This is a genomic window from Bradyrhizobium agreste (assembly GCF_016031625.1).
Lineage (GTDB): Bacteria > Pseudomonadota > Alphaproteobacteria > Rhizobiales > Xanthobacteraceae > Bradyrhizobium > Bradyrhizobium agreste.
The window spans coordinates 19,521-29,492 of the sequence record NZ_JACCHP010000039.1 but is presented as its reverse complement, the minus strand read 5'-3'; the positions used below and the strand labels follow the sequence as shown (position 1 = coordinate 29,492).

Annotated in this window: 10 protein-coding genes and 2 pseudogenes; 6 read left to right on the top strand and 6 right to left on the bottom strand. The window is 62.6% G+C overall.

The annotated features are described in order from the left end of the window. Nucleotides 1-821 (bottom strand): caspase family protein (locus HZZ13_RS35270; RefSeq protein WP_197964031.1); only part of this gene is annotated, 821 nt, incomplete at its 3' end. Between the two features lie 360 nt (nt 822-1,181). Between HZZ13_RS35270 and HZZ13_RS35265 the strand changes: the two genes are divergently transcribed. After that, nucleotides 1,182-1,988: an N-acyl homoserine lactonase family protein gene (locus HZZ13_RS35265; RefSeq protein ID WP_197964030.1), complete on the top strand. Its 807-nt coding sequence runs from the start codon at nt 1,182-1,184 to the stop codon at nt 1,986-1,988. Between the two features lie 431 nt (nt 1,989-2,419). Here HZZ13_RS35265 and HZZ13_RS35260 read toward each other — a convergent pair whose 3' ends face one another. The 4 genes and pseudogenes from HZZ13_RS35260 to HZZ13_RS37715 all read right to left on the bottom strand — a co-directional run. Then, nucleotides 2,420-2,740: a hypothetical protein gene (locus tag HZZ13_RS35260; RefSeq protein WP_197964029.1), complete on the bottom strand. Its 321-nt coding sequence runs from the start codon at nt 2,738-2,740 to the stop codon at nt 2,420-2,422. Nucleotides 2,741-2,987: 247 nt separating this feature from the next. Then, nucleotides 2,988-3,062 (bottom strand): annotated as a pseudogene (locus HZZ13_RS35255) (MarR family winged helix-turn-helix transcriptional regulator); the annotation flags it as partial. A gap of 276 nt (nt 3,063-3,338) precedes the next feature. Then, nucleotides 3,339-3,569, bottom strand: a complete 231-nt coding sequence (locus HZZ13_RS35250) for a hypothetical protein (RefSeq protein ID WP_197964028.1) — start codon at nt 3,567-3,569, stop codon at nt 3,339-3,341. A 229-nt stretch (nt 3,570-3,798) separates the two neighbouring features. Beyond that, a pseudogene (locus HZZ13_RS37715) lies at nt 3,799-3,888 on the bottom strand (MarR family winged helix-turn-helix transcriptional regulator); the annotation flags it as partial. Nucleotides 3,889-4,037: 149 nt separating this feature from the next. On the opposite strand from HZZ13_RS37715, the gene HZZ13_RS35245 reads away from it, so the two are divergent. Further along, a complete protein-coding gene (locus HZZ13_RS35245; RefSeq protein ID WP_197964027.1) occupies nt 4,038-5,063 on the top strand; it encodes a methyltransferase in 1,026 nt (341 codons plus the stop codon). 47 nt (nt 5,064-5,110) lie between these two features. Here the strand turns inward: HZZ13_RS35245 and HZZ13_RS35240 are convergent, their stop codons facing one another. After that, on the bottom strand, nt 5,111-5,653 hold the full coding sequence (locus HZZ13_RS35240) for a MarR family winged helix-turn-helix transcriptional regulator (protein WP_197964026.1): 543 nt from the start codon (nt 5,651-5,653) through the stop codon (nt 5,111-5,113). Nucleotides 5,654-5,764: 111 nt separating this feature from the next. On the opposite strand from HZZ13_RS35240, the gene HZZ13_RS35235 reads away from it, so the two are divergent. Genes HZZ13_RS35235 through hmgA form a run of 4 tightly spaced genes read left to right on the top strand, consistent with a single transcriptional unit; the run spans nt 5,765 to nt 9,938 of the window. After that, on the top strand, nt 5,765-7,381 hold the full coding sequence (locus tag HZZ13_RS35235) for an FAD-dependent oxidoreductase (protein ID WP_197964025.1): 1,617 nt from the start codon (nt 5,765-5,767) through the stop codon (nt 7,379-7,381). A gap of 8 nt (nt 7,382-7,389) precedes the next feature. Then, nucleotides 7,390-7,614 carry a DUF2783 domain-containing protein gene (locus tag HZZ13_RS35230; RefSeq protein ID WP_197964024.1) on the top strand — a complete coding sequence of 75 codons (225 nt, stop codon included), beginning with the start codon at nt 7,390-7,392 and terminating at the stop codon, nt 7,612-7,614. 18 nt (nt 7,615-7,632) lie between these two features. Continuing rightward, nucleotides 7,633-8,589, top strand: coding sequence for an MBL fold metallo-hydrolase (locus tag HZZ13_RS35225; RefSeq protein WP_197964023.1), 957 nt, complete (start codon nt 7,633-7,635; stop codon nt 8,587-8,589). A 2-nt stretch (nt 8,590-8,591) separates the two neighbouring features. Beyond that, nucleotides 8,592-9,938, top strand: coding sequence for a homogentisate 1,2-dioxygenase (gene hmgA / locus HZZ13_RS35220; protein WP_197964022.1), 1,347 nt, complete (start codon nt 8,592-8,594; stop codon nt 9,936-9,938). Nucleotides 9,939-9,972 lie beyond the last annotated feature (34 nt).

Below are 9,972 nucleotides of genomic sequence, written 5' to 3'. Positions count from 1 at the left end.
TCCTCGTCATTGGCCGAAGATTTCTCGTTCATTCCGGGCGCCGGCGGCGCTCCCGGACGCGATCCGCCGGCGCCCGGAATGAACGAGAAATCTTCGGCCAATGACGAGGAAATCCACGGCACCTGCTCGCCGCGCGAGGCGCGGGTGACGCCCATCTTGGTGCGGTTCAGCGTCTCCTCGGCCATCAGGTCGGGGACGCGGATTTCCTTCAGCAGCTCCTGGACGAACAGGCTGCGGTCGCCGCCGGCGTCCGAGACCACCGAGGCCAGCGCCGCCGAGTACATCACCAGCGTGCCGTTCGGCGCGATCACCGGGGTCAGGCCCGCCGAGAAGCTGCGGAACCGGCGCTCGAACGGGTTGCGCCTGGATGCGTCGATCAGCGCGATCTTGACGCCGGCGCCGCGGGTGTTGAGCTCGCCGAGGACCGTCTCGAGGCTGAAGCCATCGCGGCGCACGTCGGACTCGGTCCAGATCTGCGCGTCGACCGGCAGCAGGTAGCTCTGGCGCGCGGACTGGATGCCGAAACCCGAGAAGAACACCAGCGCGACCGAGCCCGGCTTGATCTTGCCGTAGAGCTTGTCGAAAGCGCGGCGCATGGCGTCGCCGGTCAGGTTCTCGCCGAGCTCGACCGAAAAGCCGTCGCGCTTGAGCTCGTCGGCGACGGCGCGCGCATCGTTGATCGGTTCCTTCAGCGGGGCATCCGCATCGGGATATTTGGAGTTGCCGATGACCAGCGCAAAACGGTCGCCGGCCGCAAGCGAGGGGGCAGTCGGGACGAGCGAGATGAGCAAGGGCAGAAGAAGAAAGAAGCGAATTTTCATAATCAGCGCGGTCCAGCCAAAAAGGCGCCGTTCCAGCTTGCGCCGCGGCGACCTTAACTTACGCTTACCTCATTATCAAACCGGGGACGGAGGGCGTCAACCGCTTGGAGATTCGACCTTATCCCGATGATGGACCGCAGCGATGGGCATGCCGCGAGAGCAATGGATGGGGTTGTCATGACGGTCCTCGGTGCCTCGGTGCTATCGGCGGACCTTAGCGCAGCCATGGCGATGAAGACGTGATCGATCTCACATTGCCGCCCGCCTCCGCCGCAACGCCTCGCGTTTGACCTTTCCTGCCGGTGGTGGCTTGGTGTGTGCGATCGTCCGGCAAGATCCAACTCGAAAAAAAGCGAGCCCATGGGAAACGTCTACGAGATCTACGCCCTGCGCTATGCGACGATGTCGCCTCGCACCCCCCACATGAACTTTCTCGTGCCCGACCCGCATGACAGCGCGGCACAGGACCTCGATTATTTCGTCTGGCTGATTCGAGGGCACGGCCGCGACATTCTGGTCGATACCGGCTTCAACGCCGAGGAGGCGAGCGCGCGGGCGCGCAAGCTCACGCTCAATCCGGTCGATGCGCTGCAGCGTTTCGGCGTCGCGGCGTCAGCCATTCGTGACGTCATCGTGACGCATCTGCACTACGACCACGCCGGCAATCTCGACCGCTTTCCCAATGCGCGCTTTCATCTGCAGGAGCGCGAGATGGCTTACGCGACCGGGCGCTGCATGTGCAACGGCCTGCTGCGCCACCCGTTCTCGGTCGAGCACGTGACGCAGATGGTGCGCCACGTCTATGGCGAGCGCGTCACCTTCTATTCGGGCGACGGCGAGGTCGCCCCCGGCGTGACCGTGCACCGCGTCGGCGGCCATTCGGACGGCTTGCAGGTGGTGAAGGTCGAGACCGCGCGCGGCCCCGTGGTGCTGGCCTCCGATGCCGCGCATTACTACGCCAATCTGCAGCGCAGGAGCCCGTTCCCGATCGTCTACAATGTCGGCGACATGGCGCAAGGCTGGGACACGATCGAGCGCCTCGCCGGCCATCCCGATCGCTACATTCCCGGTCATGATCCAATCGTGACGGAGATCTATCCGCGCGCCAGCGACAAGGTCGACGCCTGGGCACTGCATCTGCCGCCGACGCGGTCGTTTGCGAAATAGCGGCTGAGGCCTGGCCCATGCTCGTCGTCCCGGACAAGCGCGCCCAAAGCGCGCGTAGATCCGGGACCCATAACCCCAGGCAGGAGTCGCTGCGCGAGCCGGCAACTCCGAGTCTTCGCCAAACATCTCCGTGTGGTTATGGGGTCCCGGATCTGCGCCTCGCTTCGTTCTGCTTGTCCGGCACGACGATTGAGTTTTGGGCGGCGTCGCACTTCGCGCCTCCTCACCATGAGGGTCGATCAGTACGCCTGGTTCGCGTCTGCCTCTCGCTGGTCTGGATCAGATCGAGGCTCGCTTCGATCTTGCGCCGGGCCGAGAGCGCTCTTGCGGCTCAGGCGGGCCTCGTGTCCGCTATGCTCCGGAATGCCGCGCGAAAAGAACATCGTCGGAGGTCAGAGTCGGGCCAAAAGCGAAAAAGGCAGTTGACTGCGTTATCCGCGGGCCTCCTTGATCTTTTGTAGGATGGAACGAAGGCACCCCGCGATGCTGTCCCCGAAGACGCTCGCGATGGCGAGCCCAACAAATGCCCCCATGCCAAGACCACCAAAGCCGAAAAATACGAGAAGAGTGACAATAAGCGCTTGGGCCCAATCAGCGTTAGAAGACCCCAGAACCGCGAGGAAGAAGAGCGCTGGGATATTGGTGCAAATCGCGAGACCCCAAGCCAAGACTGGACGATTGCGAGCCAGAAGAGGAAATACGAGAGCAGCAAACGAAAATGCAATTACGTTGCAAACAATGATGTACCACATCGTCACTTCTTTCGGCCGCGCTTGTTGGCTTGGAATAGTGCACCGCAATCGTACTCACGAAGTAAATGTTTTCTTTCGAAAACGTGTGTTGTGACGGGTTCAAACTGGTGAACGGGCTCTTGGAACGGTCGCAATAAGGGAGCGCTCTCAAGTCTGCAAATGGGTCAAAACCGGTAATGCTCAATCAAGCACGAGACGTCTGCTCAAGCCCAAACAACCGACATCCGTACCTTTGTGAATCCAGAACCTAATACGCCTGCTTCGCGTCGGCCTCTTCGCTGATCTGGATCAGGTCGAGGCTCGCTTCGATCTTGCCGAGCAGCGCGTAGGATGGGTTGAGCCCTTGCGAAACCCATCGTGCTTCGTCATCGGCGGAGGGGTTTTGATGGGGTTCGCTTACGTTTTGCCCATCGAGCTTCGCCATCGCGGATGGATTGATGGGTTTCGCAAGGGCCTCAACCCATCCTACGAGCTGCTGCACCGACGACTGTGCCGACGAAGGTCGGCTATGGGTCAACGGAGCATCTTCGCGGACCCCTAAGATGAGGCCCCGATGCGCTGACGCGCGTCGGGGCCAAAGCTTAGTCACTCACTGCGATCAATCGCAGATCCGTCGGCGAACCACAACGTCCTCACCAAAACGATTGGTTCGGTGTTCAACGATGGTTCGGCAGCTACCGCCGTAGGACCGATCGTAGTAGCCGTAGTCCCGGTCGGGGCCGACATAGACGCCGCCTGGACCGACGCCAAACTCTACGGCGTTCGCTGTTGTCACCGCTCCTGCAGCCAATGTGGTCGCCGCGGCGAGCGCGAGGATAATTCGTTTCATTTGGCACCTCCTCTGAGAAGTGACAGCGCACTCGGCCAACGATTGGCGCGAGGTTTGGTTTCGTGAAGAATTGACCGGTGAACAGCGCTAAAGGCCGTTCCCATGAAGGCTGCCGTTCCATTGTGAACGATCGGTTCACAGAGGAACACGCAAACAATCTGCTGTCGCGGGGCAGCGAGTGCCGGCAGGACTTCCACCAACAACGCGGAGGAATTTTCGAGCCGCCAATTTAGTACGCCTGCTTGGCGTCGGCCTCTTCGCTGGTCTGGATCAGATCGAGGCTCTGCTCGATCTTGCCGAGCAGGGCCGAGAGCGTTCTTGCGGTTCAGTGCAGGCAGGCCTCGTATCCGCCATGCTCCGGAACGCCGCGCGAAAAGAACATCGTCGACGGTCAGTGTCGGTCCAGAAGCGGAAAGTGGCCTGCTCCTCCATTGTCTTGTATGCTGATCATCTTTAGGGGGAAAGGATATGGCAGATATCAAGTCGGACGAACTTCCGCCGCACATTCAATTGATCCAGATGGGTCGCGCCCATGTCGTTGCCAGAACTGTCTACGCGGCGGCCAAGTTGGGGTTAGCAGACCAACTAGCCAGCGGACCGAAGAGCGCTGCACAACTTGCCGGGCTCCTGCATGTGCATGCGCCTTCATTGCACAGGCTAATGCGTGCCCTGGCGAGCCTGGGCATTCTTACCGAGCGCACAGAGCAACGTTTTGCTTTAACTGCATTGGGTGACGCGCTGAAAACCGGCGCACCCGGCTCAGCGCGAGCATCCGTGATTTTTTCCGGAAATCCATCATCTCAAAGTGGCTGGGACCATGTCGTCTATTCCATTGAGACAGGCCGCCCCGGCTTTGAAAAGGCACAGGGCGTCGGGTTTTTTGACTACCTTGCCCATCATCCCGAGGAAGCATCGCTGTTCAGCGAGATGATGGTCGGTTTACACAGTCAGGAGCCCGCAGCTGTCGCTACGGCTTATGATTTCTCGGTTTTTGGTACCATTGTTGACGTCGGCGGTGCGACCGGCAACATGTTGGCGGCCGTCCTTTCCCATCATGCTAGGCCGCACGGGATCTTGTTCGACCAGCCGCACGTTGTGACGGATGCACCGAACTTGCTGAAAGCCAGAGGCGTGAGCGACAGGGTGACGATTGTGCCCGGCGATTTCTTTGAGAGCGTCCCCACTGGCGGCGACGCATACATTCTTTCGCATATCATCCACGATTGGGACGAGGATCAGTGCCTGACTATCCTTGGTAATGTCCGTAAGGGAATGAAAGCGGACGGTCGGCTGCTCCTCGTTGAAATGGTGCTGCCGCTCGGCGATATCCCGCATCCAGGGAAAATGCTCGATATGACTATGCTCGTCAGTATGGGGGGACAGGAGCGAACAGAAGTCGAATACGGGTCACTGTTAAGCAAGGGTGGTTTCAGACTCACGCGGGTCGTGCCGACTAGTTCGGCGGCGAGCGTCGTGGAAGCTATGATCGCTTAAGTGCGATCGCATAACGGCCGCCGCGTCCGCTACTGCGAATCCAGAACCTAATAGGCCTGCTTGGCGTCGGCCTCTTCGCTGGTCTGGATCAGATCGAGGCTCTGCTCGATCTTGCCGAGCAGCGTCGACAATTGCTTGCGCTCTTGCGCGGAGAGACAGGCGAGGATCTCGTCCTCCCGCCGCAGCAATTGCGGGAACAGCTCCTCGTAGAGCGCGCGGCCCTTCCTGGTCAGTTGCAGGCGGAATTCGCGGCGGTCGGCTGCATTCTCGACCCGCTCGATCAGGCCGTCGCTGAGCAGCATCGTCACCGCGCGGCTGATGGTGGATTTGTGTGTGCGGGTGCACTGCGCAATGTACTGCGCGCTGCAGGCATCATTGCGGAAGCCGAGCGTGGCGATGATGCGCCAGGCCGGGATGTCCAGGCCATGGCGCTCCTGATATTCGACCGACAGCGCGGAACTGACCTCCGCCGCGAGTCGGTTGAGGCGGAACGGCACGAACTTGAACAAATCGAGCCGCGGCTTTGGCCGCGCTGAGGCCTCGTCGGCCGCGCGCGCTCTGAGCGCGATGTCGCTGGATGTCCTCGCCAAGGAGAGCGCCTCCGAATTCCAGTTGACGGCCGGCCGGCTCCGGTCCAAAATAGTTGCACGTGAGACTATCTAGCAGATCAATCCTGTCCTGACCAGAGCCGAGGTTCGTGTATGGCGCCGGCCAATACCCCTCACGCCAAGACCCAGTTCGGCTACCGCCGTCACCCCGATCAGGACCGTTCGGGGTCGAGCCCCGCGGAACATCCGGTCGTGATCGTCGGTGCGGGCCCGGTCGGGTTGTCGCTGGCGATCGATCTCGCCCAGCGCGGCCAGCGCGTCGTGCTGCTCGATGATGCGGACCGCATCGGCGAGGGTTCGCGCGCGATCTGCTTCTCGAAACGCTCGCTGGAATATTGGGACCGGCTCGGCGTCGGCGACCGCATGGTCGACAAGGGCGTGGTGTGGAGCGTGGGACGGATCTTCCACGGCGAACAGCAGCTCTACCAGTTCAATCTCCTGCCCGAAGACGGTCACAAGCGGCCGGCCTTCATCAATCTCCAGCAATATTACGCCGAGGCCTATCTGGTCGATCGCATAAACGAGCTGCCGGAGATCGACCTGCGCTGGCGCAACAAGGTGACGGCGCTCGAGCAGCGCAACGATTCCGCCGTGCTGACGATCGAGACGCCCGAGGGCGCCTATCGCCTGCATGCGCAATATGTCATCGCCTGCGACGGCGCGCGCTCCTCGCTGCGGCAGATGGTCGGTGCCGAATTCGCCGGCCAGGTATTCGAGGATCAGTTCTTGATCGCGGACGTCAAGATGACCGCGGAATTTCCGACCGAGCGCTGGTTCTGGTTCGATCCGCCGTTCCATGCGGGGCGTTCGGCGCTGCTGCACCGGCAGCCCGACGATGTCTGGCGCATCGACCTCCAGCTCAACCGCTATGCCGATCCGGTTCTCGAGAAGAAGCCGGAAAACGTGCGGCCGCGGATCGCGCGCATGCTCGGCCACGACAAGTTCGAGTTCGAGTGGATCTCGCTCTACAAATTCCAGTGCCGGCGGATGGACCGCTTCATCCATGGCCGCGTGATCTTCGCCGGCGATTCCGCGCATCAGGTCTCGCCCTTCGGCGCGCGTGGCGCGAACTCGGGACTCGAAGACGCGGAGAATCTGTCCTGGAAGCTCGACCGCGTGCTGCGCGGCAAATCGCCCGCGGGCCTGCTGGAGAGCTACCATATCGAGCGCAGCATGGCGGCCGACGAGAACATCCGCGAATCCACCCGCTCGACCGACTTCATGGCGCCGAACTCGCATCAGGAGGCGCGGCTGCGCAAGGCCGTGCTGGCGCTCGCCAAGGAGACCGAGTTCGGCAAGCGCATGGTCAATGGTGGCCGGCTGTCGGTGCCGTGCAGCTACGAGACGCCGCTGTCCTCACCTGATGCCGATGCCTGGGCCGGTGGGCCTCGGCCCGGCTGTTCCATGCTCGATGCGCCCGTTGCCGAGCGTGCCTACCTGACGGATGCCTTCCGCCAGGGCGGAACGGACTTCACGCTGTTGTCGTTCAGCAATGGCGTTGCGCCCGATGCGCCTGATGGCGTCAAGACTATCCGTATCGGCGGCGAGAAAGGACTGGGCGATCCCTCCGGCCTCGTCGCCAGGCGCTACGACGCGGGGCCCGGCGCAGCCTATCTGCTCAGGCCCGATGGTTACGTCGCGGCGCGCTTCCGCCATCCGACGCGCGAGGCGATCGCGGCAGCGCTGTCGCGTGCCGCAGGCTTGAATTGAGGTTTCGCATGCCGCTGTCCACCAGCTCGAACTTCGCTCGCCCCGACGATGCGTTCCGCGCCATCGTCGAGGCGCATCGCGGCCTGACCGAGGAGCAGAGCGCCGATTTCGACGCCACGCTGGTGCTGATCCTCGCCAACCATATCGGCGACATCGACGTGCTGCGCGAGGCGATCGGCCTCGCCAAGCGCCGCATGATCGACGGCCAGCAGCAACAACTGCAACAACAATAACCCCGTAAGGACGAACGCATGGCGAAGAACTTCGCATCCACCGGCGATCTCTCCGAGAAGAAGATTACCTTCTCCGAGATCGGTACCGATCTCTATGCCTTCACCGCCGAGGGCGATCCCAACACGGCCGTGATCGTCGGCGACGATGGCTGCCTCGTGTTCGACGCGCAGGCGACGCCGGCGATGGCGAACAAGGTGATCGAGCGCGTGCGCACTGTCACCGACAAGCCGATCAAATACGTCGTGCTGTCGCACTATCACGCCGTCCGCGTGCTGGGCGCCTCCGCCTATCACGCGCAGGGCATCGTCGCCTCGCAGGAGACTCATCGGCTGATTGCGGAGCGCGGCCAGCAGGACTGGGACTCCGAATACGGCCGCTTTCCGCGCCTGTTCCAGGATGCCACCAGCATCCCCGGCCTGACCTGGCCGACGCTGACCTTTGAAGGCGAGATGACGATCTATCTCGGCAAGCGCGAGGTGCGCCTGATGCAGCTGGGCGCCGGCCACACCTCGGGCGACATCGTCGCCTGGGTGCCGGATGCGGAGGTGATGTTCTCCGGCGACCTCATCGAATATCACTCGGCCTGCTATTGCGGCGATGCGCATTTGCGCGAATGGCCGATGACGCTGAACGAGATCCGCAACTTCAATCCGAAAGCGATCGCGCCGGGCCGCGGCGATGCGCTGAAAGGCACCGCCACGGTGCGCGAGGCCATCGCGATGACCCGCGACTTCGTCACCTCGCTCTATGGCGCGGCCGAAATATCGGTCGCCAGGGGCCGCAGCTTAAAGGAATCGATGGCGGCGGCGCGCGAGGTGATGGATCCGAAATTCTCGAGCTTCGCCATTTACGAGCACTGCCTGCCGTTCAACGTGTCGCGCGCCTACGACGAAGCGTCCGGTATCGACGACCCCGTGATCTGGACCGACAAGCGCGACCAGGAAATGTGGGCCGCCCTGCAAGGAGGAGGATAGCCATGAACATCAATACCTCGCCTGACCAGATCATCCGCAGCTCGGCCCAGGTGACGCCGGGCTACATGTCCGGCTTCGGCAACTCTTTCGAGACCGAGGCACTGCCGGGCGCGCTGCCGATCGGGCGCAACTCGCCGCAGCGCTGCGCTTACGGGCTCTATGCCGAGCAGCTCTCGGGCTCGCCCTTCACCGCGCCGCGCGGCAGCAATGAGCGCTCCTGGCTCTACCGCATCCGCCCTTCCGTGAAGCATTCCGGCCGCTTCGAGAAGGTCGATGCCGGCCTGTGGCGTTCGGCGCCGTGCCACGAATACGACCTGCCGATCGCGCAGCTGCGCTGGGATCCGACGCCGCTGCCGCAGGACGAGCTCACCTTCGTGCAGGGCGTGCAGACCATGACGACGGCGGGTGACGTCAACACGCAAGCGGGCATGGCCGCGCATGTCTACCTCGTCACCAAGTCGATGGTGGATCAGCACTTCTACGATGCCGACGGCGAGCTGATGTTCGTGCTTCAGCAGGGCAATCTTCGCCTCGTCACCGAGTTCGGCCGCATCGATGCCGAGCCCGGCGAGATCGTGGTGATCCCGCGCGGCGTCAAGTTCCGCGTCGAGATTCCGAACGGCCCGGCGCGCGGCTATCTCTGCGAAAATTACGGCGGCGCCTTCACGCTGCCGGAGCGCGGGCCGATCGGCGCCAACTGCCTCGCCAATGCGCGCGACTTCCTGACGCCGGTCGCAAACTACGAGGACAAGGACACGCCGACCGAGCTCTACGTGAAATGGGGCGGCTCGCTATTCAAGACGACCCTGCCGCATTCGCCGATCGATGTCGTCGCCTGGCACGGCAATTACGCGCCGTACAAGTATGATCTTCGCACCTTCTCTCCGGTCGGCGCGATCGGCTTCGACCATCCCGATCCCTCGATCTTCACGGTGCTGACCTCGCCGTCGGAGACCGCGGGCACCGCGAACATCGATTTCGTCATCTTCCCCGAGCGCTGGATGGTCGCCGAGAACACCTTCCGCCCGCCCTGGTACCACATGAACATCATGAGCGAGTTCATGGGCCTGATCTACGGCGTCTACGACGCCAAGCCGCAGGGCTTCGTCCCCGGCGGCATCTCCTTGCACAATTGCATGCTGCCGCACGGCCCCGACCGCGACGCCTTCGAGCACGCCAGCAACGGCGAATTGAAGCCGGTGAAGCTGACCGGCACCATGGCCTTCATGTTCGAGACCCGTTACCCGCAGCGCGTCACCGCGCATGCGGCGAAATCGCCAACGCTGCAAGACGATTACGCCGATTGCTGGAAGGGCCTGGAAAAGCGCTTCGATCCGAACAAGCCGTGATGCCTCTTACCCTCCCCTGGAGGGGGAGGGTCGC

Excerpts from the sequence above, each read along its gene's own strand:
- HZZ13_RS35265 (WP_197964030.1), top strand. The coding sequence starts at position 1,182 with ATGGGAAACGTCTACGAGATCTACGCCCTGCGCTATGCGACGATGTCG.
- HZZ13_RS35260 (WP_197964029.1), bottom strand. The coding sequence starts at position 2,740 with ATGTGGTACATCATTGTTTGCAACGTAATTGCATTTTCGTTTGCTGCT.
- HZZ13_RS35250 (WP_197964028.1), bottom strand. The coding sequence starts at position 3,569 with ATGAAACGAATTATCCTCGCGCTCGCCGCGGCGACCACATTGGCTGCA.
- HZZ13_RS35245 (WP_197964027.1), top strand. The coding sequence starts at position 4,038 with ATGGCAGATATCAAGTCGGACGAACTTCCGCCGCACATTCAATTGATC.
- HZZ13_RS35235 (WP_197964025.1), top strand. The coding sequence starts at position 5,765 with ATGGCGCCGGCCAATACCCCTCACGCCAAGACCCAGTTCGGCTACCGC.
- HZZ13_RS35230 (WP_197964024.1), top strand. The coding sequence starts at position 7,390 with ATGCCGCTGTCCACCAGCTCGAACTTCGCTCGCCCCGACGATGCGTTC.
- HZZ13_RS35225 (WP_197964023.1), top strand. The coding sequence starts at position 7,633 with ATGGCGAAGAACTTCGCATCCACCGGCGATCTCTCCGAGAAGAAGATT.
- hmgA (WP_197964022.1), top strand. The coding sequence starts at position 8,592 with ATGAACATCAATACCTCGCCTGACCAGATCATCCGCAGCTCGGCCCAG.